We start from the raw sequence: 23,730 nt of genomic DNA, 5'->3' as shown, positions 1-23,730 counted from the left end.
TCAGTCGGATTGACGTTGGCGGACCTGAAAAAACAAGGCAAAGGTCACCAGGGTAGCGTCCGACTGAGATGTATTCGCTCTGATACACGGCGGCATCTTAAATACAAATGAGATAGATTATCAATACTATTCCTTTAAGATTTTTTTTGATTTAGACTGCCGCCCGCTGTGGGGAAAGCAGCGTTCTGAACAAAAGAAACAACACCAATATCTGTCGCAGGGGAGCGGGGCGTGAATTTCAAAAAGACTACAATTGCGTTGGCTGTGGGGTCGGCAGTGTGCCTGTCCACCGGCGCATGGGCGGCCGGAGAGTCGGGCACGATGGAGCTTGCTCCTGTGACGGTGACGGGTGAGAAAATCAACCGTAGCCTGGAGAAAACCCAGTCGAGCGTGGTTGTGGTAACCGAGCAGCAACTGCGCGAGAAGGCGGACCATGACCTGGTCGACGTGTTCGCCCGTACGCCGGGTGTGTACAACCAGGCCGGTAACGAAAACTGGGGCATCCGCGGTGTGCCGGTGTCCGGTTTCGATGACCAGGGCCCGGCCACGCTCAATGGTGCGGTCTCGGTATTCGTCGATGGCGCCGTACAACCGAACCGTGCACTGACCCTCAGCCCGATCCCGCTGTGGGACGTGGAGCAGGTCGAAGTCTTCCTGGGGCCGCAGTCCACCACCCAGGGCCGTAACTCCCTCGCCGGTGCCGTGGTCATCCAGACCAAAAATCCAACCTTCGTCCCGAGCTTTTCGGCGCAGACCAACGTGGGGAACTACGGTGAGCGCGGCGCAGCGGTCGCCGGTGGCGGCTCGATCGTCGACGACAAGATCGCCGGGCGTATCGCCGTGGATTACCAGGAAGGTGACGGCTACATCGACAACGTCTTCCTCAATGACGACGCCAACCCGACCCGCACCAGCAACGTGCGCGGCAAGCTGCTGGTCCTGCCCAACGACGATCTCGACGTGTTGCTGACCTACGCCCACGACGAACACCGTCAGGGCGACAACTCGGTCATGCGCGAAAACGGCAAGGTGCGTTACTACGACGTGTCGTCCAACACCAAGGCCTTTGACAACCTCAAACAGGACACCGTCAGCGCCAAGATCGACTATCGCCTGAACGATGACTGGAGCCTGACCAGCCTCACGGCCAATACCAGCTCCGACTACAGTGCCCGCCTGGACTTCGACCAGGAGGCGATAGACAACGAGGTGATCCTGCGCAAGCAGGATGGCGACCTGTTCAGCCAGGAGCTGCGCCTGAACTACAACTCGGACACGGTGAAGAGCTTCGTCGGTGCCTACTACGGCCACAACACCAACAACTTCCACGACAAGTTGTTGTTCGATGACGAACTGGCCGGGACCACCAAGGGCGACACCACCATCGAAAACAAGGCGGTGTTCGGTGAAATCAACTGGACCTTCGTCCCGCGCTGGACATTGATCACCGGCCTGCGCTACGACCACGAGACGAACGATACCGACATCGACCAGGATGACTTCTCCAGCCCGGGCAATGTCAGCAAGTCGTTCGATGCCGTGTTGCCAAAATTGGGCATCAACTATGAACTGGCCGCGAACCAGTACCTGGGCTTCATGGTGCAGAAAGGCTATCGCGGCGGTGGCGTCAACGTGCGGGCCGGTGGCGGCCACGAGCCCTACGACCCGGAGTACACCACCAACTACGAGTTGTCCTACCGGGGCTCGTTCTTCGACCAGACCCTGCGCACCCGCGCCAACCTGTACTACACCGACTGGAAAGACCAGCAGGTCAGCGTGCTCGACCCGGACACCCAGTTCGCGCACATCTTCAACGCCGGTCGCAGCGACATCAAGGGCCTGGAAGTCTTCGTGGAAGAAGACTTTACCGAGCAGTTGACGTTGAACCTCGGTGCCGCTGTCACCGATGGCAAGTACAAGGACTTCGTCACGGGCGATGGCCGGGACATGAGCGGCCAGGACTTCCTCTTTTCGCCCAAATACAAGATGTCGCTGGGCGGTACCTATCGCTGGAATGACCGCCTGACCCTCAACACCGACGTCATCTGGCAAAGCACTGCGCCGTCTGAGTTCGAATTCGACGACGCTGGCCAGGTCATCGGCGAGCGCAAGAGCGACAACTATTGGCTGGTCAACTTCAACTCTGAATACAAGCTCACCAAGAACGTCGCCGTATCGGGCTTTGTGAAAAACGCCTTCGACAAGGAATACGTCACCAACAACCGCAGCGGCGATATCGTCGATGTCGGCGCTCCGCGCACCGTGGGTCTGGTTCTGCGCTACGACATGTAAACCGATGGAAGCGGGGGAAGGAATCCCCGCGTCCGGTTTCACGGCTTTCGTTGCCTGAAGCATTCGAATTCAGGCAGCCCTGTTACTTTCCAAACCCAGCCTCCAAGGAGGAAATCATGAGTGCTTTCTCGAATGCCACATCCGGTGGCGCGCCACAGCTACGTCTGGCGCACACCGGGCTGTCGAGCCCTTACTGCCTTGATCCGACGCCGCTGCTGGAACGCCAGCAACAGCAGGAATCCAACGCCCGCAGTTACCCTCGGCGCATTCCGCTTGTGCTGGAACGGGCTCATGGCATCTATGTGCAGGACAGTCGCGGCCAGGTCTTCGTCGATTGCCTGGCCGGTGCCGGCACCCTGGCGCTGGGCCACAACCACCCGGTGATTGTCCAGGCCATCACCCAGGTCATGGCCGCGGGCGTGCCGATGCATACCCTGGACCTCATGACACCGGTGAAGGATGCATTCGTTCAGGAGATCTTTGGCTGCCTGCCCGCCGATTTCGCGCGAAACGCGCGGATCCAGTTTTGCGGTCCCAGCGGTGCCGATGCAGTCGAAGCTGCACTGAAACTGACCCGTACCGCCACCGGTCGACATTCCGTGTTGGCCTTTGAAGGCGCCTACCACGGCATGACCCTGGGCACGCTGTCGATCAGCGGCAACCTGTCGCCGAAGAATGCCCTGGGCGGCTTGATGGCGGGCGTACAACGTTTGCCGTTCCCCCACGATTACCGTTGCCCGTTCGGGGTGGCCGGCGAGCAGGGCGTGACCTTGAACGTGCGCTACCTCGAGCATTTGCTCAACGACCCGGAAAGCGGCGTCACCGCACCGGCGGCGATGATCCTCGAACCGATCCAGGGCGAAGGCGGGGTGATTACCGCACCGGATCGCTGGATGCAGGAACTGCGTCGGTTGACCCAGGCCCATGGCATTCCGCTGATCGTCGACGAGATTCAGTGCGGCATTGCCCGCAGCGGCCGGATGTTCGGCTTCGAGCACTCAGGCATCACCCCGGACGTCATCACCTTGTCCAAGGCCATCGGCGGCGGCCTGCCGTTGTCGGTGATGGTCTACAACGATTCCCTGGACGTCTGGCAACCGGGCGCCCATGCCGGCACGTTCCGTGGCAATCAGCTGGCGATGGCTGCCGGCACCGCGACCTTGCGCTTCATCCGCGATGAGGGCCTGGTGGCCCACGCCGAAACCGTGGGTGCGCACCTGCGCAAGCAGCTGCTGGGCCTGCAAAGCGAATTCAAGTGGATCGGCGATGTGCGTGGCCGAGGCCTGATGCTCGGCATGGAAATCGTCGACCCCCAGGGTGCCCTCGATGTCCAGGGCCATCCGCCGGTGGACACTGCCCGGGCCAAGGCCTTCCAGCAGGCCTGCCTGCAACACGGGCTGATCGTCGAGCTGGGCGGCCGTCACGGCGCCACCGTGCGCTTCCTGCCGCCGTTGATCATCACCGAACAGGAGATCGATTTCGTCACGCAGATCCTGTTCCGCGCGGCCAGCGCGATCAACGAGCGAAGCGAGTGCCGTGGCGGTTGAAGTGACGATGCACAGGGCCTGCCGACCGAAACCGGCAGGCCCTTTTTCATTGAACAGGGAACGACAATGCAGAAGGCTTTCGCATCGATGAGACCCGCGTGGTTGTTGCTGGCAGTGTTTGGGTTAAGTGCTTGTGGTGGTCAGGATCAGCCGCCGGAGCACAGCGCAGCAGTGCCCCAGGTGAAGACGCTGACCGTGCAACCGCGGGCGTTTGCCATGACCACGGATTTGCCGGGCCGGGTCGAACCGGTGCGCATCGCCGAGGTCCGCGCAAGGGTGGCCGGCGTGGTGCTGACCCGGCATTTTCAGGAGGGCAGCGACGTCAAGGCTGGCCAATTGCTGTTCAGCATCGACCCGGCGCCGCTCAAGGCGGCCTTGATGCGTGCCGAGGGCGCGTTGGCCAAGGTCGAGGCCGATGTCTATCGCGCCAACACCCAGGTGCAGCGTTTCAAGCAACTGGTGGAGATCAACGCTGTCAGCCCGCAAGCGTTCGATGACGCGGTGTCTGACCTCAAGAGTGCCCAGGCCAATCGCCTGGCCGCCCAGGCTGACCTCACCACGGCGCAGCTCAACCTCGGTTACTGCCAGGTGCGGGCGCCGATCAGCGGCCGCATCGGTCGGGCCCTGGTCAGCGAAGGTGCGCTGGTGGGTCAGGACGAAGCCACGCAGATGGCGCGGATCCAGCAACTGGACCCGATCTACGCCGACTTTACCCAGTCCGCCGAGCAGGTCGTGGCCTTGCAGCAAGCCCTGACCAATGGTCGCCTGACCCTGAACGGCAACGGCACCCCGGAGGTAACGGTGCAGGTGGGCAATCCGCCCCAGGCCCGCCGGGGCAAGTTGATGTTTTCCGATATTTCCGTGGACCGAAGCACCGGGCAGGTGACCTTGCGCGGTGAGTTCCCCAACCCGGACAACGTGCTGTTGCCGGGCATGTACGTGCGCGTGGTGGCGCCGGCCGGGGTCGATCCGCAAGCGTTGTTCGTACCGCAGCAAGCGGTGCAGCGCGGGGCCGACGGCCAGGCCCGGTTGATGCTGGTGGACGCCACAGGTGTCGTGCGTGAGCGGGTGGTCAGCACCGGCGCGATGCTCGGCGCCGACTGGCAGATCACCCAGGGGCTGGCGGCCGGCGAGCAAGTGGTGGTCGAGCGAGCGGACAAACTCAGTGCCGGCACTCAGGTCAACGTCATCACGTTGGCCGGGCAGCAGGCCCGCAATTGACAGCCTGAGGTTCCGATGCCCGAATTTTTCATCAACCGTCCGAATTTTGCCTGGGTCATCGCGTTGCTCATCGCGCTGGCGGGGGTGCTGACGCTCGGCACCTTGCCGGTCAGCCAGTACCCGGACGTGGCACCACCACAAATCAGTGTCAGCGCCAGCTACCCCGGCGCCTCGGCGCAGATTGTCGGCCAGAACGTCACCAGCCTGGTCGAAGAAGAGCTCAATGGCCTCAAAGGCTTGATTTACTACGAGTCCAACAGTGCCAACGGCAGCGCCGAAACCACCATCACGTTCAAGCCGGGCACCGATCCCGACATGGCACAGGTCGATGTGCAGAACCGCTTGCAACGGGTGATCGGGCGTCTGCCCCGGGCCGTGATCGAGCAAGGTCTGAAAGTGGAGCAGGTGCGCGCCAACTTCCTGATGATCTATACCTTGTCCTACACCGACGACCAGCAGGAATCGGTGGGGCTGGCGGACTATGCCGCCCGGGCCATCAATAATGAGATTCGCCGGGTGGCAGGGGTCGGGCGGGTGCAGATGTACACCGCCGAACGGGCGATGCGCATCTGGGTCGATCCGACCCGGTTGGTGGGCTACAACCTGTCGATGGCCGATGTCGGCAAGGCCATCGCCGCACAGAACGTGCAAGTGCCCGCCGGCAGCATGGGCGAGCGTCCGGGACCGGCCGACCAGCACATTACTGCCACCGTGATGGTGCAGGGGCAGCTCGAGTCGGTGCAGGCGTTCGGCAACATTGTGCTGCGGGCCAACGATGATGGTTCCAGCGTCAGAATCCACGATGTGGCACGGGTGGAACTGGGTCGCCAGGACTACCGCTTCGACGCACGCCTCAACGGCAAGCCGACAGCGGCCATGTCGGTGCAATTGGCGCCGGGCGCCAATGCGCTGCAAACCGCGGCGGCGATCAAGGCGCGGCTCGATCAGCTGTCGGGCACGCTGCCAGCGAACATGGCCCTGAATGTGCCCTATGACACCTCCTATTTTGTCGACGTGGCGATCAAGCAGGTCATCTACACCCTGATCGAAGCCATGGTTCTGGTGTTCCTGGTGATGCTGCTGTTCTTGCAAAACCTGCGTTACACGCTGATCCCGGCGGTGGTGGTGCCGGTCTGCCTACTGGGGACGATCGCGGTGATGGCGCCGCTGGGGTTCTCGATCAACATGATGACTCTGTTCGGCATGGTGCTGGCCATCGGCATTCTGGTGGACGACGCCATAGTCGTCGTAGAAAACGTCGAGCGACTGATCACTCAGGAGCGGCTGTCGCCCAAGGAGGCGACCCGCAAGGCCATGCAGCAGATCAGCGGGGCCATCATCGGCATTACCCTGGTGCTGGCGGCGGTGTTCCTGCCCCTGGCGTTCATGGGCGGTTCGGTCGGCGTGATCTACCAGCAGTTCTCCATGGCACTGTCGGTGTCGATCCTGTTCTCCGGGTTCCTCGCGTTGACCCTGACGCCGGCCCTGTGCGCCACCTTGCTAAAACCCTTCGACCGGACGCATCAGCCCCGACCGAACCGTTGGGCAAGCGGTTTCAATCGACGCTTCGATGCCCTGGTCCAACGCTACGAACGGCTCGGTGCGAGCTGGGTTCGACGCAGCACCCGCAGCCTGTGCCTGTACCTGATGCTGTTGCTGGTACTCGCCTTCACCTATCTGCGTCTGCCGTCCTCATTCATGCCGGCCGAGGACCAGGGTTACATCATCACCGATATCCAGCTGCCGCCCGCTGCATCGGCCTCGCGCACGGAGGCGACGGTTCAGGCCTGGGAACGCTACGCCCTGGCGCAACCGGCGACGGATCAGGTGCTGGCGATCATGGGCTTCAGTTTTTCCGGGGTCGGGGCCAATGCGGCGTTGTCCTTTGTCAGTCTCAAGGACTGGTCGGTCCGCGATCGCGGACAGGCCAGTGATGAAGTGGCCAGGCGTGCGAATGAGGCCTTTGAAAACGCTGCCGATGGCGCGCTGTTCAGCGTGGTGCCGCCGCCAGTGGACGGCCTCGGTACGTCCAACGGTTTCGAATTGCGCTTGCAGGATCTGGCGGGGCAGGGGCATGAAGCGCTGTTGAAGGCTCGGACCCAATTGCTGGAGGCCGCCAAGGCATCGCCGGTCATCGACTACCTGATGGAGGATGGCCTGGCCGATGCCCCGCAGATCAATGTCAGCATCGACCGCGAAAAAGCCGAGGCCCTGGGCGTGAGTTTCGATGTGATCAGTTCGGCGCTGTCGTCGGCCCTGGGGTCGGAGCAGATCAACGAGTTCGCCAATCAGGGGCGGATGCAGCGGGTCATCATTCAGGCGGACGGTATCAGCCGGCAGACGCCCGAAGCGCTGCTGCGCCTGCAAGTGCCCAACCGGCAGAACCGCCTGGTGCCACTGGAAGCGTTCAGTCGTTTCGAGTGGCAGGTCGGGCCGCTGCAGATCGCGCGCTACAACGGCTCGGCGTCGCTGCGTTTTTCCGGCGATGCCGCCCCGGGTTACAGCACCGGGCAGGCCATGGAAGCCTTGCAGAGAATCGCCCGTCAATTGCCGGCCGGTTTCAGCCTCGAATGGGCGGGATTGTCGTTGCAGGAACAACAGGCCAGCGACCAGGTGCCTTTGCTGGTCGGGTTGTCATTGACCATGGTGTTGCTGGTACTGGTCGCGCTGTATGAAAGCTGGGCGGTTCCTTTTGCCGTGCTGCTGATCGTGCCCATCGGCATGCTCGGCTCGGTGGTGGCGGTGACCGTGATGGGCATGCCCAATGACGTCTATTTCAAGGTCGGGCTGATCACGATCATCGGCCTGGCGGCGAAGAACGCGATCCTCATCGTCGAGTTTGCCAGGGCGCTTCACGCTCAAGGCGCCAGTCTGACCCAGGCGGCTGCCCAGGCAGCGCGCCTGCGCTTTCGCCCGATTGTCATGACATCCATGGCCTTCATTCTCGGCGTAGTGCCCCTGGCCTTCGCCACGGGGGCGGGTGCGGCCAGCCAGCGTGCGATCGGCACCGGGGTGATCGGCGGGATGCTGGCGGCGACGGTACTGGGGGTTTTGTTCGTGCCGGTATTTTTTGTCTCGGTACTGTCCGTGGCGCAGCGGTGGCGTAATCGCCGGGCCGTCCCCACGACTTCAATGGCAGACGATGGAGCGCAGTGAAATGGATCGATCGCCTGGGTAAGCCACCGCTACCGGTGTGGCCGGAGAAGCCACTCCGACGGTGAGATTGGTAAAAAATGTCAAAAACAACACCACCCATGTTAATGCCGAAACGCTACTGAAAAGGACCATTCGCATGCACAACGCCTCAGCATCGACAAACGCTGTAACGCCTTTGCAACCCCCGGCCCGGATGGCTCAAGACGCTATCGCCCTGAACCGCAAAACCAACAAGCCCATCCGCGAGTTGCTGCGCTTCTACGGACTGCGCACCAGCCTGATCCGCCTCAAAGTCATCGATGCCTTGCTGGTCGCCGCTTGGGATGGGCGCGCCATCGGTGTGCATGGCGTGCTCGCCTATCTGGAATCATCGGCGGCCGAATGGTCATTCATCAGCGTACGTGAAGTGCTCAAGCGCTTGTGCGACGTGGGGGTCATTCACTACCAGGCGGACAGAAGCTACAGCTTCACCGCCGGGGCCTGCGAAATACTGATGCAGAACCCGGGCTGAGAAGGGGCCTTCGTGAGCCCCGGTTATTGTAGGAGCTGGCTTGTCGGATCTACGCACCGAAGCGTAGGCGGCCTGACAGCCGACCTGACTTTAGCGGACGCACCCAATCCCCTGTGGGAGCTGGCTTGCCAGCGATGGCGGCTTGTTGATCGCATACATATCCATTCCTGCGGTAACGGCCACCAATGGTTCCGCTTTTACAGCGGGTCACTTGGAAGAGCCCCAAGTAACCAAGGGCTCTTGCCCCTGTCGTTCGGTGCCTCGCTATGGCTCGGCATGCCCTCCTTCCGGTCCTGCTCCGTGGGCCCGCCGCGATCGGCCATCCATGGCCGGGCGCGGCTAAACCGGCATCCATGCCGGTTTGCCCACTGCGCAGAACCTCCACTCGGCCTCTCGAGGGGGCAAACACCGCGAAAGGCCAAAGCGAGGCGGCCTTATAGCCGACCTGGCTTTTGCCGGGGGACCCCATCCCCTGTAGGAGCTGGCTTGTCGGGTCGCCGCATCGCAGCGAAGACGGTGGCAGGGTCAGCATCGGCGTCGACTGACGGTCCGCTTTTCGCTGGCAAGCCAGCTCCTACAAGGGGTACTCGTGCCCTCGAGAGGCGGGGTATTCTGGGTGCAGCTTCCCGAATCTCGAGGTTTGCATGAAAGTAGGTGTGATCTCCGATACCCATGGCTTGCTCCGTCCTGAAGCCCTTGCCGCGTTGCAGGGCTGTGGACGGATCATTCACGCCGGTGACATCGGCAAGCCCGACATCCTCGATCAACTGGCCGCCATTGCTCCATTGCATGTCGTGCGCGGGAACAATGACCTGAATGCCCCTTGGGCAGCCCATCTCGCCGACCGCCTGAGTTTCGACCTCGACGGATGGCAAACCCTGCTGGTCCATGACATGGCGGATGTGCCTGCCGTGCTTGATGCAGGCACGCGGTTGGTGATCACCGGCCATTCGCACAAGCCATGCATGGAGTGGCGCGGCGACCGGCTATTCCTCAATCCCGGCAGCGCGGGGCCGCGGCGCTTCAAGCTGCCGGTGACCCTGGCGCTGCTCGAGGTGCAGCCACATTCGATTGAGCCGCGTCTGGTGTCGCTGCTGGAGTGACCCCTATTTACGCGTGTCTTCCGCAAAGGTTCCCGTGCGCACCTCGCCGCTGTGCACATAACGGGCGATCAGCACACCGCCGGGCGTAGTGGTCGAGTGCGCCAACGTGAAGGCCGACGCCTGTGCGTCGTCGCCGAACAAGCGCTTGCCGTGACCAAGCAGGACGGGATGGATCATCAGCCGAAGCTCGTCCACCAACCCGGCCGCCAGCAGTTGGCGCACCAGGTCGCCGCTGCCCTGGGTCAACAGGTGGGGGCCGTCCTGAAGTTTGAGCGTGCGTATCGAATCGACCAATTCGCCCTCCAAGCCACGGCTGTTGCGCCAATCGAGCGTATCGGGTCGATGCGTGGCGACATGCTTGGGCACGCTGTTGAACAGGTCAGCGATGACGTGGTTGTGTATGTGCGGCCAGTACGCCGCGAATATGTCGTAGGTGCGACGGCCCAGCAGCAACTCGAAAGGCTGCGAGAACAGGTCCTGTATGGCCTGGCCGGAGACGTTATCGGCATAGGGCACGATCCAGCCCCCGAAGCGGAAGCCGCCGCTGCGGTCCTCTTCAGGTCCGCCGGGTGCCTGCATGACGCCATCCAGACTGATGAAAGCGGCAACGATGAGCTTGCGCATGGTCTTCTCCTGATTCGTCCGACGGGGAATCCTGATGGATAGTCGAACGAGACGCGGTGAAATCGACAATAGCACCACCCTGCAGGAGCGAGCTTGCTCGCGAGGGTGGTCAACGGTGACACGGGAAGTCTGGATGACCTCGGCGCATATAGGCTTTTCGCGAGCAAGCCCGCTCCTACAGGCTGCCCACCAGATGGCCGCCGTCCACCGCCAGCACCGCGCCCGTCATGAAGGCACCGGCCTCGCTCGCCAGGAGGAGGAAGGGGCCTTCCAGTTCCTGCAGGCTTCCCAGTCGACGCATCGGGACGACGTTGCGTATGTACGCCAGGCCTGTTTCGCTGTCGAAATAGGCGTCGTTCATCTCAGTCTTGAAGTAACCCGGTGCAATGGCATTAACCCGGATCTGGTAACGCGCCAGTTCCATGGCCAGCGATTTGCTCAGTTGCACCACGCCGGCCTTCGCCGCGCAGTAATGACTCAGGCCGGCGCCTACTCGCAGGCCGAGTATCGAGGCGATGTTGATGATGCTGCCGGGGCGCTTTGCCTTGACCAGCCGTTGAGCCGCGCATTGGGCAACGCGCCATACCCCATCAAGGTTGGTCGACAACATGGCTTGCCAGTCGGCCTCGCTGATGTCCAGGACCCCTTGGCTATGGCCGATACCGGCATTGTTGAGCACCACGTCAACTACACCGAAAGCGGCTTCGGCGGCGTCGAACGCTGCTTCAACGCTGTTGCGATCCGTGACGTCCAACACGACTGCCAGGGCGTTGCCGTCAGCCTGGCGAATCTCTTCCTCGAGCTGTTGCAGCCGCTCGACACGTCGAGCCGCGAGCACCACACGAGCACCGGCACTGCTGGCGACTCGAGCCAGATGTGCTCCAATGCCGCTGGAAGCGCCAGTGACCAATACTGTCTTGTCGGCCAGGGAAAAACTGTTCAATACGTTCATCACAATACCTCGAATAGGCCGGCAGCACCCATGCCACCGCCAACACACATGGTCACCACCACGTACTTCACGCCACGGCGTTTGCCCTCCAGCAAGGCATGACCAACCATGCGCGCACCGCTCATGCCGTAAGGGTGGCCGATGGAAATCGCACCGCCGTTGACGTTAAGGCGGGCGTTGTCGATGCCCAGTGTGTCGCGGCAGTAGAGCACCTGGCAGGCAAAGGCTTCGTTGAGCTCCCAGAGCCCGATGTCATCGACTTTCAGGCCATGCTGCTTCAACAGTTTTGGCACGGCCAGCACCGGACCGATGCCCATTTCTTCCGGCGCCAGGCCCGCCACCGCGATCCCCCGATACAGGCCCAGCGGTTGCAGGTTGCGCTGTTCGGCCAGTCGCGCGTCCATCAGCACGCAGGCACTGGCGCCGTCGGACAACTGGCTGGCGTTGCCGGCGGTGATGCAGCCGCCTTCGATCACCGGTTTGAGTTTGCTCAGGTCTTCGAGGATCGTCTGCGGGCGGTTGCCTTCATCGAGACTCAAATTGACCTGTTCATGGCGGACCGCACCGCTGGCCTTGTCTACCACCTGTTTGGTCACCCTGACCGGGACGATTTCATGGCTGAACAGGCCGGCCTGTTGCGCCGCGGCGGTGCGCTGTTGCGATTGCAGGCTGTAGAGGTCCTGCATTTCACGGCTGATACCGTAGCGCTTGGCCACCAGTTCGGCGGTTTGCAGCATCGGCATGTAGGCCAGGGGGACGTGGCGCAGGACGCTTTCGTCGTGCTGGCTCCCGACCCATTCCATATGACGGTTTTGCACCAGGCTGATGTGTTCCTGGCCGGCGCCAACGGTCACCTGCATGCCGTCGACCATGATTTGCTTGGCGGCGGTGGCGATGGCCATCAGGCCCGACGCGCACTGGCGATCCAGGGTCTGACCGCTGACGGTCAACGGCAGGCCCGCTGCCAGCGCACTCATGCGGCCCAGGTTCCAGCCGGCGGTGCCGGCGGGCATACCGGTGCCCATCACCAGGTCTTCGATTTCACCGGCCTCGATACCGGCACGCTCGACAGCGGCGCGAATCGCGAAACTGGCCATGGTGGGGGAAGTGGTGACATTGAACGCACCGCGAAACGCCTTGCCGATCGGCGTACGGGCGGTGGAAAGGATGACGGCTTCTTTCATGATGTTGTTCCTGCTCAAGGGAGGCTTGTGGCGATCCCATGTAGGAGCTGGCTTGCCAGCGAATGCGTCAATTCAGGCGATTGATGCGTTGACTGAACTGACGCCTTCGCTGGCAAGCCAGCTCCTACGGGGGAGGGGGAGGGTTAGAGGCGTTCGATGCGGGTCTTGCCGGCGGCGACCAGGCGTTCCAGCAACGGGGCAGGGTGGAACCACATCTCGCCGTACTCGCCAAGCGCCTTGCGGTAATGCCGAATGCCATCCAGCACGACGTCCAGGCCAATCTGCTCGGCATAGTGCAGTGGACCACCGAGCCAGGCCGGGAAGCCGTAACCGTTGATCCAGACCAGATCGATATCGCCACTGCGTTCGGCGATGCCTTCGTCGAGCAACTGGACGCCTTCGTTAATCAGCATGAACAGGCAGCGATCATGAATTTCCTGGGTGGTGATCGGCCGCCGCGGAATGTGCAATTCCCCCGCGATGCGTTCGGCCAGTGCTATGACTTCGAAGTCCTCCTTGCGCTCGCGGCCTTCATAAATGTATGCACCACGTTTGGTCTTCTGGCCGAAGCGACCGAGGGCGTTCAATTCGTCGGCTACCCGGCAGTAGCTCGGATCATGGGCAATCGCTTCGCGACGGGATTCGCGCACCAGGAAGCTGACGTCGATCCCGGCCAGGTCGTGCATCGCCATGACGCCCATGGCCAGGCCCAGATCAGTCAGCACCTGGTCGATCTGCGCCGGTGTGGCACCTTCGAGCACCATGCGATGGGCTTCTCGGGAATAGGGTTCGAGCATGCGGTTACCGATGAAGCCGAAACACACCCCCGACACCACTGGAATCTTGCCAATGGTCTTGCCCAGTTTCAGTACGGTCGCGAGCACCTCAGGCGCGGTGAGTTTGCCGCGCACCACTTCCAGCAAGCGCATGACGTTGGCCGGACTGAAAAAGTGCAGGCCAATCACATCGTGTGGCCGACGCGTGACGGCGGCGATCTGATCGACATCGAGGGTGGAGGTGTTGCTGGCCAGAATGGCGCCGGGCTTGCACACCTCATCCAGGGTGCGGAATACCTGCTGCTTGATCGGCAGGCTTTCAAACACCGCCTCGATCACCAGGTCGCACTCGGCGATGTCGGCATAGTCGAGGGTGCCGGTCAGCAAGGCCATGCGCTTATCCAACTCGGCCTGAGTCAGCTTGCCGCGTTGCAGGCTGATCTCGTAACTGTTGCGGATTTGCCCCAGCCCACGCTCAAGGGCGTCGGGTTTGAGTTCCAGCAGCGTGACGGGAATGCCCACGTTGGCGAAATTCATGGCGATGCCGCCGCCCATGGTCCCCGCGCCGATCACCGCGACGTTGGCCACCGGACGCAGGGCCGTGGAGGCGCTGACACCGGCCACCTTGCCGGCCTCGCGCTCGGCGAAAAACACGTGGCGCAAGGCCTGGGATTGCGAGGAGGCTTCGGCCTCCTTGAACAGGGCGACTTCGCGTTGCAACCCGGCGTTCAGCGGCAGCACGCAGGCAGACTCCACGGCCGCCAGCACCAGGCGTGGCGCCAGGCGATTTTTCCAGCGCGGTTCGTGGGTGGCGCGATAGCGTGTGAAAAAATCTTCGGGCAGGGCGGCGGCCGGGTTGGAATGACGCTCTGCGGGGCGCGCGGGCGCACCCTCGTGGATCAATTCCCGGGCGAAGCGACGCGCACCCTCGAGCAAGCCATCGCCTTCCCCGATCAAGCGGTCGAGCAAGCCGAGATCAAGGGCATGGCTGGCGCTGACAGGCTGGCCGGACATCATCATTTCGAGTGCCGGTTCGGCACCGATCAATCGCGGCAAACGCTGCGTCCCGCCTGCGCCGGGCAACAGCCCCAGGTTGATTTCCGGCAGGCCAAGACGGCTGCCGGTAGCGCTGATGCGGTACCCGCACGCCAGGGCCAGTTCCAGCCCGCCACCGAGGGCGAAGCGATCGATGCAGGCAATCAGCGGCTTGTCGATTTGCGTCAGGCGCACCAGCAGGTCGGGCAGGGAAGGTTCGGCAAAGGAAGCGGCAAGACCGAATTCGCTGATGTCGGCGCCCGCGCAAAACAATCCGTTTTCGCCATGCAGAATGATCGCGGACACCGCCGGGTCGCTGGCGGCGCGGTCACAGGCTTCAAGAATGGCCGCGCGCAGGGGTTGTCCGAGTGCGTTGACCGGAGGCGAGGCCAGGCCGATCAGCGCGAGATTGTCTTCGACGAGGTAAGTGACCAAAGTGCTCATGATGCATTCCTGAAATTCGTTGAAAAGATTGCCGCAGATCCTGTGGGAGCGAGCCTGCTCGCGAAAGCGGTGTGTCAGTTGCTGAAATTTCGTCTGACACTCTGCATTCGCGAGCAGGCTCGCTCCCACATACACACAAGCGGGATCTGTCTAGAACCAGCTGTCCTGCATGTAGTAGGCGACATGGTTAGCGTCTGTCAGCAGGCGCGCCTGGGACTCCAGCGAAGCCAGTTCCCAGGTCATGAAGTAGTGCGCCGCCTGCAACTTGCCTTGATAGAACTCGGCATCGCTGCCGGTCGCGCCACCCGCCAGGGAACGGCTGGCGAGTATTGCCTGACGTAGCCAGACCCAGCCCACGACCACGCGGCCAAACAGATCCAGATAAGGCGTGGCGTTGGCCATGCCGAGATTGGCATCGGCGGCCACTTGCGCCTGCAGGCTGGCGGTGACCCGCTCAAGGATGTTCAAGGCATCGGCCAGCAATGCTGCAACAGGGGCGCAATGCGCGTCTTTGTTGGCGACCAGCAGGGTGGCGAGCACTTCGCTGATGAAAATCCGATAACCGTCGCCACCGCGCGGCCCCAGCTTGCGACCCAGCAGATCAATGGCCTGGATACCTTCGGTGCCTTCATGGATCGGGTTCAGGCGATTGTCGCGGTAGTACTGCTCCAGCGGGTATTCGCGGGTATAACCGGCACCGCCCAGGATCTGAATGCCGATCTCGGACGCGAGCAGGCCGTAGCGCGACGGGTATGTCTTGACCACAGGCGTGAGCACGTCGAGCAGTTCGGCGGCATTGCTGCGCTGCGCCTCCGTGGGGGCCGTGTGGGCATCTTCCACGAGGCTGCTGGCATAGAGACACAGCGCCAGGCTGCCTTCGGCGTAGACCTTCTGTTGCAGCAACATTCGCCGAACATCGGCGTGTTCGACAATGCGCACCTGAGGCGCTGCCGGGTTCTTGTTGGCGGGCAGGCGACCTTGCGGGCGCTGACGCGCATAGTCCAGGGCGTGGATGTAGCTCTGATAGGCGAGACTGGCGGCGCCGAGACCGACACCGATGCGGGCTTCGTTCATCATCTGGAACATGTAGCTCAGTCCCTGATGTGCCTCACCGACCAGATAACCCACGGCGCCGTCGTGCTCACCGAAACTAAGCACGGTGGAGGTGGTATTGCGATAGCCCATCTTGTGCAGCAGGCCGGCGAGGGCCACATCGTTGCGCGCCCCGACACCGCCGTCGGCGTTCACCAGGAACTTGGGCACCAGGAACAGCGAGATGCCCTTGGTGCCGGCCGGCGCACCTTCGATACGGGCCAACACCAGGTGCACGATATTTTCGGTCAGTTCGTGGTCGCCCCCGGAGATGAACATTTTCTGGCCGAAGACCCGGTAGGTCCCGTCGCCCGCCGGCCGTGCCAGGGTGCGCAGGTCGCCCAGCGCGGAGCCCTGGCCAGGCTCTGTGAGGGCCATGGTGCCGCTGAATCGGCCTTCGAGCATGGGCGCCAGGAAGCGCTCGCGCAGCTCTGGACCCGCGAAGGCCTTCACCAGATTGGTCGCGCCGATGCTCAAGAAGGAATAGGCGACCGTGGAGATATTCGCTGCGTTGAAATAGGCCATGCAGGCGCGCAACACCACTTCCGGCAGTTGCAGGCCCCCATCGGCGAAATCGTGGTGCGCAGCCAGGAAACCGGCCTGGGCAAAGGCATCCCAGGCCACTTTGGTTTCGGGAATCATGTGAATCCGCTCGCCATCGAAGGTCGGTTCGTTGGCGTCACCCTTGTGGTTGTGCGGGGCGTACAGCTCGCCGGCGATCTGTCGGGCGGTGGTGAGAGAGGCGTCGAACACGCCACGGTCGTGGTCCGCGTAGCGCGGACGTTGCAACAACGCCTCGGTATCGAGCAGCTCGTAAAGCTGAAAGCGTAATTCGCGTTCGTTGAGCAGCAGGTCAGTCATGGCATCTCTCGTCAGACAGTGTCGAGTGGGGGCCATGGGAGGATTCATGGCCCGTTACAGGCGCCCACAATAGAGCGATGTGTGGGGTATTTATCCCCCTCCTTTGGGGTAGGCCCGGACGTTGTCAGTTCACGGGTCGGGCAACAGCAAACGACCCGTTTCCTTGTAGGAGCGAGCTTGCTCGCGAAAGCGGTGTGTCAGTCAATACATGTACCAACAGATGCACCGCATTCGCCGGCAAGCCGGTTCCTACAGCTATTTCGGGTATCAGCGCACGCCAGCGATGCGCAACGCGGCGGGGGTGAAATCGTTCATTTTGGCGGGCTTGCCGTAAACCGGCGCCTGTTTGGACTCGTTGATCAATGCCAGCACGTTGTAGCGGCCGGCGATCAGGTCATAAATGCCCAACATCGCGTACGCAGCGGAACCGCGCTCGTAATCGTTGGCGGTGTAGCCTTCGCCGACACGCCAGAGTTGGCCGCGACCGTCATAGTGATCGACTTCCGCCAACTGCCAGGTGTCCTCGTCGAAGTACAGATCACGCTTGGCATAGACGTGACGCTGGCCCGGCTTGAGCGTGGCCTCGACGTGCCACACCCGGTGCAGTTCATAACGGGTCAGATCCTGATTGATGTGCCCAGGCTTGATGATCTCGTCGTACTTCACCTTGGGCGACTGCAACTTGTAGTTGTTGTACGGGATGTACAGTTCCTTCTTGCCGATCAGCTTCCAGTCATAACGGTCCGGCGCGCCGTTCATCAAGTCGGTGTTGTCGGCGGTGCGCATGCCGTCGGAACCGTTGCCCGGGCCGTCGTAAGCCACCTGCGGCGCACGGCGCACCCGCCGTTGCCCGGCGTTGTAGACCCAGGCCAGGCGCGGTTCCTTGACCTGGTCGATGGTCTCGTGGATCAGCACTACGCTGCCGGCCAGGCGCGAAGGCGCGGTGATTTCCTGCTTGTAGAAATACAGAATATTGTCGGCCTGTCCCGACTCGACACCTTCCATGAGCTGCGGGAAGGCGAGCTCGTCGTTGTATTCGACAATGGAGTACGAACCGTTGGCCTGCGGTGCGGCCTGGGCGGCCTGGCGCTGCATGTTGCCGCCGCGATAACGGTTGGTATGGTTCCAGTAAACCTCGACACCACTTTTTGGAATCGGGAACGGGTAGTAACGGGTCTGGCTGAAATTGGCCAGGCCGCTGCCGTCATTGATCAGTTGCGTGGTCACCGCACTCTTTTTGGCAATCTCGTAGATTTCCTGCGGGTTGGCGGCGGTACGCTGGGTTTTGTACACCGGGATCTTGTAGCTGTCCGGGTAGCGCTTGAACATCGCCAGTTGGCCCGGGGTCAGCTTGTCCTTGTACTGCTCGGCGTTGGCGGCGGTGATCACGAACTGCGGCTTGTCCGCGGCAAACGGGTCGCCGAGGAAACCGCGATCAAGGGGGGCCGCGCCGGGTTTCAGACCTCCGGTCCAGGCCGGAATGCTGCCTTCGGCATTGCCGGCTTTTTCTGCACCCAAAGGCGTCAAGGTGCTGCCCAGTTGGGCCGCTTCCTGGGGTGAAACGGCGGCCAGGACGCTGGTGGCCAGTAACGACAGGGTCAATGCGCCGGCACGTAGCATGGATGTTGTTTTCATTGTTCGGGCTCCTCGGCCAATGGTGCGTCAGAAATTCACGCCGAAGCTGAGCGCGACGTAGTCGCGGTCGACGTTGGTGTTGAAATCGCCGCCGAAGTAGTTGGTGTAGCTCAGGCTGGCGGTGTAGGTGTTCTGGTAGTCGGCATCCAGCCCGAGGCTGACGGCTTTGGAACCTTCATCGAAGTTCGGGCCATAACCTTCCACGTCGTGGGACCAGGCCAGGTTGGGCGATAGGTTGATACCGGCGATTACGTTCGGGTAATCGAGCTTGCCGCGCAGGCGATAGCCCCAGCTGTTGCTGGTGTAGAAGCCGTTGTCGTTGCACTCTTGGGCCGGGTTGCTGGCCGATGGCGTACCCACGGCACTGCCGGCGCAGGTGGCAGGGCCCGCCGCGCCTTGCAGCTGGCCGGAACCGAAGGCCGGGCTGCGACCGAAGCGCAGGTCGGAGCCGTCGGCCTTGCCCAGACCGCTGATGCGGTTGTAGCCGACTTCGCCAACCAGGGTCAGGCGACTGGCGCCCAGCACCTGATCGAAGAACTGGGTCGCAGTTACCTGGGCCTGAGTCACCGGCATGCGTTTGTAGCCGTTGACCTCGGCGCCCAGGTTGCGGCCGGCGAAACCGGTGGTGATCAGCGGCGAGGTGGCGCCGAAGGTGGCGGCCGACAGCAGGTCAGCGGTGTTCAGTTGCAGCGGCATGTTCGGCCGGTAGCTGACTTCACCCCCCAGGGACACGCCTTCGACGTTGGTCTGGAAGCTCAGGCCGTAGAGGCGGATGTCTTCCGGGTAGTCGATGAAGTAACGCACGCTGCGCGCCGAGGTCAGCCCGCCCGCCGCACTGGTCATCTGGTTGATGCTCAGGTACGGGCTGCGGCTGTGGTAGTTCATGGCGTAGGCGCCGAACTCGGTATCGTTGGCCTCCGGCACGTACCAGCGCAAGGCCAGACCGTACTGGCCGCTGTCGCGGGCGTCGTTGTCTTTCAGGCGTGGAATGAAGGCATCGTCAGTCCCCGCCGCAATGGCCGCTGCGCCGCCGGTGTTACGTGCCACACCCGGTGGCAGGTCGAGGCCGGCCACCACCAGACGGTCATCACAGCCTTGCGGCACGCCGTCGCTGCCGAAGAAGGTGCCGCAGTTGTCGACCACCGACTTGTCCCACTCCAGCTGATAAAACGCTTCGGCGGTGATGTTGTCGGCCAGGCCCTGGGATACGTAGAGCAGGTTGACCGGGATCAGGCCTTCCTTCACTTCCGCACCGGGCCGGCGCAAGGCCGCGACGTCGACCGGATTGATGCTGTTGATCGAGTTGCCGATGAAGGTACTCTCGCCCCAGCTCACCACCTGCTTGCCCAGGCGCACGGCGCCGACCTGATCGCCGATCGAGTAGTTGTGGTAGACGAAGCTGTCGAGGAACATCGCCCCGGACGACTTGGCCGCGCGGTCACGTCCCGAATCGTCGATGTCGTAGAACGGCCGGTGTTCGTCCATCAGTTCGAAGTCGTACCAGTACTTGCCGCGCACGAAGGCGCCGCTGTCGCCGTATTTGAGCTCCAGGTCGTGCACGCCCTTGAAGATCTTCGAGAAGGTTTCGCCCTTCTTGAAGTTCAGGCGGTTGTCGTCGGTGGTCCGCGAGGCGGATTCGCCACCGGTGACGCCCTGTGAGTTGAAGTTGGAGATGAACTGCTTGTCCGGGTCAGCCGTCGACCAGCTGGCGCCAACCGACAACGATGAATCGAACGTCCCTTGAATCTCCCCGATGCTGAAATTAACCGCGTGAGCTTCAGTGCTCGCGCCAGTGGCAACCATTACCGCTACGGCCAGCAGACTCGGCTGGAAGACGCCGCGCTTTGTTGTTTTTGTCATGCGGTTTCTCTACTGCAGGATGTTGTGGAGTGGGCATCCTATGCAGGTGAACCGCAGGCCTGAATTGCCTGATCAGGTAATTTTGCGTATTACCTGAAAGCATTATTTGCTTGGTTTCGAGGGTGTTTTTTCACTGGATCTGACGTGGGGCCGGTGTGGTGTGACATGAGGTGTTGCAGAAGGTAACAAGCGTGGGAGCAGGTCTGGCGGGGATTGGATTGGGTGTATATCCGTTATTTGAGTGATGGCGACTTAGGGTTCCGCCCTTACGGCGGGTCACTTTGAAAAGCGCAAAGTAACCAAACGCTTTCGCCCCTTTCGTTCGGTGCCTCGCCTAGGCTCGGCATGCCCTCGCTCCGGTCCTGCTCCGTGGGCCCGCCGCGATCGGCCATCCATGGCCGGGCGCGGCTAACCCGGCATCCATGCCGGGTTGCCCACTGCGCAGAACCTGCGCTCGGCCTCTCGATGGGGCAGATCAAGATCAAAAGCCAAAGCCAAAGCAGAGCAAGATCAGAAGCAAGCATATACACAAGTATGTGGAAAACACACGCACCTGTAGGAGCTGGCTTGCCAGCGAAAGCGGTTTGTCAGTCAACATTGATGCTGGCTGTTCCGCCGTCTTCGCTGGCAAGCCAGCTCCTACAGGCTCTTCCAAGTGACCCGCCGTAAGGGCGGAACCCTAAGTCGCCATCACCCAAATAACGGATATACACCCAATCCAATCCCCATCTAAGCGAACAGCACTACAGCCCTGCCACAAACCTTCCATCGCAAATGCACCAGACAACCGAGCAAATACCTCGAATGGCGGATAGGTAAGCCGTTCTACGCGCGCGAAGATTGCCCGAATTCTTGTCCGGGTCCACCCCTGCGTATTTTCGAGCGGAAGGTGACCGAACCATGGCTGAAATCAGGAGGGCTGCGAGCCCATGCTCCTTTCAATGACGCGTCGGGATCAAAGCCGGTCTGGAGATGCTTGCTCCACTCGACTGGCGAACCTGCCCCGGTTGCCTCCCGCCTACCTGCCACGGCCGAGACTGCTCGATGTACTGCTCGCCAGCGAGCAGCGTTTGCGTCTGTTGTGTGCCCCCGCGGGCTATGGCAAGACGGCCCTGATCAATGAGTGCCTGGGCCGGCACAATCCTGAACGTTATCTATGGCTTGATCTGGAGGGGCGCTCGCTGACGCTGGCGCAATTTTGCGAGCGACTTGCCGAAGGTCTCGAAGGCGAGGTCATCGGGGCCCGCGATCCGCGTGCGCTGTTGGCGTGGCTGGAAAGCAGCGAGGAAGTCTGGTGGCTGGTGCTGGATGACTACCCGGCCCAGTCCTGTCCCGAACTCGATGAATGGATTGACCGGTTGCTGCGTTCGCAAGCGCAGGTCCAGCTGTGGGTCAGTTCTCGACAAAGGCCGAACTGGAAGCTGGCGCGATTGCTGCTGGAGGGGCAGCTGTTTGAACTCGGTGCCGGGCAACTGGCCTTTGACCACGAGGAGTTCGAGCAAGTGGTCGAGTGGCTTGATCCGACAACCGAGCCTGCAACGCGCGACAAACTGTGGCGCCAGACCCACGGCTGGTGCGCCGGAACGTTCCTGTTGCTCAACGCGGGTGGCCGTCATGAGCGGGCAGGGGCGTTGTGGATGCGCGATTACCTGGGCGGCGAACTCCTGGCCCGGCTTGATGCGGATGCTCGCAAGCTTTTGCTGGGCATCGCGCATTTGCCACGGGTGTCGGCGACGCTCTGTCAGCAGCTCTGGCCGGACCTCGATGCCGGGAGTGTTTTTTGCCGTTTGCTGCAATCGCAGTCGTTCTTTGTGCCGCTGGACAGCGAGGCCATCTGGTACAGCCTGCTACCCGCCGTGGCACAGGCTCTACAAGGGGAGCTGAATGCCGCCGGCGTAAGTCAGTTGCGATTGAGCGCCTGCCGCCTGTTATGCAATGACGGGTTTGTCGACGAGGCCATCGAGTTGGCGCTGTCCATCGGTTATGTGGATGTGGCGGCCTGTTACATGGAGCGCCTGACGCTGGACTGGCTGTTGATTGAGCGCAACCTGTTCACCTGGCTCGATTGGCGTGCCCGCTTACCCTTGCGTTTGCTGGAGTGCACGCCAAACCTGATTTACATGAATGCCAGGGCGCTCCTCAGCAGTTGGCGGCTGGACGAAGCGCAGTCGTGCATCGCCCGACTGGCCAGGATTTCCCCGCAACCCAAACCCCAGGTCAACGTCCGCATTCTGGCCAACTGGCAGGCACTGGAGGGCACTTTGCAGGGGCTTCTGGGCAACGCCGACGGCGCATTCGAGCATTGCGAATCCGCCTTGCAGCACCTGGAGCTGCGTGATTGGCAGTCGTCATTTCTGTGCTATTCCACCTTGGCCCGCGTCTCGATGGCCGCCGGCAAGACCGGGCAGGCCGAACGGTGGTTGCAGTCTTGCCTGGCACTGGCGCGTCATCAGGGTTGCCTGGCCAGTGAAGTGCTGATCAATGCCGATCGCATCCGCCAGTTGATTCTCGGCGGCGAGTTGGCAGAAGCCGAGGCGCTGGTGCAGGAATGCCTGCGCCTGGTCACGCGACTGAAAGGGCGCCACAGCTTGATGCTCGGCCGTTTGCAGCTCTTGCAGGGCGAGCTGCTCTTGCTGCGGGGCGACCTGGATGCCAGCGAGCATGCGCTGTGCATGGCTTTGGAACTCGGCACGGAAAGTGGCGACCCCTATGTATTGCACGCGCTGATCGGGTTGTCGGAAGTGCACGCCTGCCGCGGTGATTTCGAACAGGCCCAGATTCATTTGAGCACGGCGACACGGTCCATGCAGTGCGCGAAAATCAAGGAAAGCTGCTATCAGTCGATGATTTTTTATCAACATCTGCGCTTGCTCGCACGACAAGGCGCGTGGGCGCGGATGTTGCCGATGGCGCTGGCAGCCCAGGCCTATATTCAGGGCGGTACGTCACGGCTTCCTCCGCTGCACGCGCCTTCGTTGCGCCAGCGCATCGAGTTGATGATAGCCCTGGGTGAGCAAGGCACCGGTCAGGTCGAAGCAGCACGGCAGCGGCTGGTGTCATTGCTGGCGGACTGCGAGTGCCGGCGTTTCGGCAGTTTGATCAGGGAAGTGCAGGGGGTGCTGGCACGGATCGATGCTGAACCCGGTTTGGCACCGGTGCCTGCCGAGGTACCGCTCGCGCCATTCAATCTTCTGGCAAGCCGGCAGCCAGAACCGGTGACCAACCCCCGAGCCGGTTCGGAGCTGACGCCGAGGGAGGTTTGCGTGCTGGAGCTGGTCGCGCAAGGATTGTCCAATCAGGAAATCAGCAACCAGTTGTTCATTTCGCTCAATACCGTCAAGGCCCACACCGTGCATATCAACCACAAACTGGGGGTCAAGCGGCGCACTCAGGCCGTGATGCGGGCCAAGGCGATGGGCGTTCTGGCCTGAAGTCCG

At 62.1% G+C, this 23,730-nt stretch carries 14 protein-coding genes; 7 read left to right on the top strand and 7 right to left on the bottom strand.

The genetic code is table 11. The annotated features are described in order from the left end of the window. Positions 1 to 231 precede the first annotated feature (231 nt). The 6 genes from LAB08_RS17905 to LAB08_RS17880 all read left to right on the top strand — a co-directional run bounded on the left by LAB08_RS17905 (position 232) and on the right by LAB08_RS17880 (position 9,830). Positions 232 to 2,292, top strand: coding sequence for a TonB-dependent receptor (locus LAB08_RS17905; RefSeq protein ID WP_096510443.1), 2,061 nt, complete (start codon positions 232 to 234; stop codon positions 2,290 to 2,292). 116 nt (positions 2,293 to 2,408) lie between these two features. Next, the gene (locus LAB08_RS17900; RefSeq protein ID WP_096510444.1) at positions 2,409 to 3,839 is read left to right on the top strand and encodes a diaminobutyrate--2-oxoglutarate transaminase; all 1,431 of its coding nucleotides are present in this window, start codon (positions 2,409 to 2,411) and stop codon (positions 3,837 to 3,839) included. Between the two features lie 66 nt (positions 3,840 to 3,905). Next, positions 3,906 to 5,060, top strand: a complete 1,155-nt coding sequence (locus tag LAB08_RS17895; protein WP_096510445.1) for an efflux RND transporter periplasmic adaptor subunit — start codon at positions 3,906 to 3,908, stop codon at positions 5,058 to 5,060. 15 nt (positions 5,061 to 5,075) lie between these two features. Beyond that, a complete protein-coding gene (locus tag LAB08_RS17890) occupies positions 5,076 to 8,216 on the top strand; it encodes a multidrug efflux RND transporter permease subunit (protein ID WP_096510446.1) in 3,141 nt (1,046 codons plus the stop codon). A 136-nt stretch (positions 8,217 to 8,352) separates the two neighbouring features. Then, entirely contained in the window at positions 8,353 to 8,727 is a 375-nt protein-coding gene (locus tag LAB08_RS17885; protein WP_436799335.1) for a fe2+ zn2+ uptake regulation protein, read from the top strand. Positions 8,728 to 9,371: 644 nt separating this feature from the next. Further along, complete coding sequence (locus LAB08_RS17880) at positions 9,372 to 9,830, top strand: metallophosphoesterase family protein (protein ID WP_096510448.1); 459 nt, start codon at positions 9,372 to 9,374, stop codon at positions 9,828 to 9,830. 3 nt (positions 9,831 to 9,833) lie between these two features. Here LAB08_RS17880 and LAB08_RS17875 read toward each other — a convergent pair whose 3' ends face one another. The 7 genes from LAB08_RS17875 to LAB08_RS17845 form a co-directional block, all read right to left on the bottom strand. Further along, positions 9,834 to 10,454, bottom strand: coding sequence for a dihydrofolate reductase family protein (locus tag LAB08_RS17875; RefSeq protein ID WP_096510449.1), 621 nt, complete (start codon positions 10,452 to 10,454; stop codon positions 9,834 to 9,836). Between the two features lie 175 nt (positions 10,455 to 10,629). Next, positions 10,630 to 11,406 carry an SDR family NAD(P)-dependent oxidoreductase gene (locus LAB08_RS17870; RefSeq protein WP_096510450.1) on the bottom strand — a complete coding sequence of 259 codons (777 nt, stop codon included), beginning with the start codon at positions 11,404 to 11,406 and terminating at the stop codon, positions 10,630 to 10,632. Next, positions 11,406 to 12,590: an acetyl-CoA C-acyltransferase gene (locus tag LAB08_RS17865; RefSeq protein ID WP_096510451.1), complete on the bottom strand. Its 1,185-nt coding sequence runs from the start codon at positions 12,588 to 12,590 to the stop codon at positions 11,406 to 11,408. The genes LAB08_RS17870 and LAB08_RS17865 overlap by 1 nt, the downstream gene beginning before the upstream one ends. 143 nt (positions 12,591 to 12,733) lie before the next feature. Then, the gene (locus LAB08_RS17860) at positions 12,734 to 14,845 is read right to left on the bottom strand and encodes a 3-hydroxyacyl-CoA dehydrogenase NAD-binding domain-containing protein (protein ID WP_096510452.1); all 2,112 of its coding nucleotides are present in this window, start codon (positions 14,843 to 14,845) and stop codon (positions 12,734 to 12,736) included. A 150-nt stretch (positions 14,846 to 14,995) separates the two neighbouring features. Continuing rightward, positions 14,996 to 16,798: an acyl-CoA dehydrogenase gene (locus LAB08_RS17855; protein WP_096510453.1), complete on the bottom strand. Its 1,803-nt coding sequence runs from the start codon at positions 16,796 to 16,798 to the stop codon at positions 14,996 to 14,998. A gap of 267 nt (positions 16,799 to 17,065) precedes the next feature. Then, on the bottom strand, positions 17,066 to 18,433 hold the full coding sequence (locus LAB08_RS17850) for a DUF1329 domain-containing protein (RefSeq protein ID WP_096510454.1): 1,368 nt from the start codon (positions 18,431 to 18,433) through the stop codon (positions 17,066 to 17,068). 27 nt (positions 18,434 to 18,460) lie between these two features. Further along, the gene (locus LAB08_RS17845; protein WP_096510455.1) at positions 18,461 to 20,293 is read right to left on the bottom strand and encodes a DUF1302 domain-containing protein; all 1,833 of its coding nucleotides are present in this window, start codon (positions 20,291 to 20,293) and stop codon (positions 18,461 to 18,463) included. Positions 20,294 to 21,222: 929 nt separating this feature from the next. On the opposite strand from LAB08_RS17845, the gene LAB08_RS17840 reads away from it, so the two are divergent. After that, positions 21,223 to 23,724 carry a LuxR C-terminal-related transcriptional regulator gene (locus tag LAB08_RS17840; RefSeq protein WP_096510456.1) on the top strand — a complete coding sequence of 834 codons (2,502 nt, stop codon included), beginning with the start codon at positions 21,223 to 21,225 and terminating at the stop codon, positions 23,722 to 23,724. The last annotated feature ends 6 nt before the right edge of the window (positions 23,725 to 23,730 follow it).

Source organism: Pseudomonas izuensis (assembly GCF_002356535.2).
Taxonomy (GTDB): domain Bacteria; phylum Pseudomonadota; class Gammaproteobacteria; order Pseudomonadales; family Pseudomonadaceae; genus Aquipseudomonas; species Aquipseudomonas izuensis.
The sequence above is the reverse complement of the archived record's forward strand: the minus strand, read 5'-3'. Positions and strand labels throughout refer to the sequence as shown.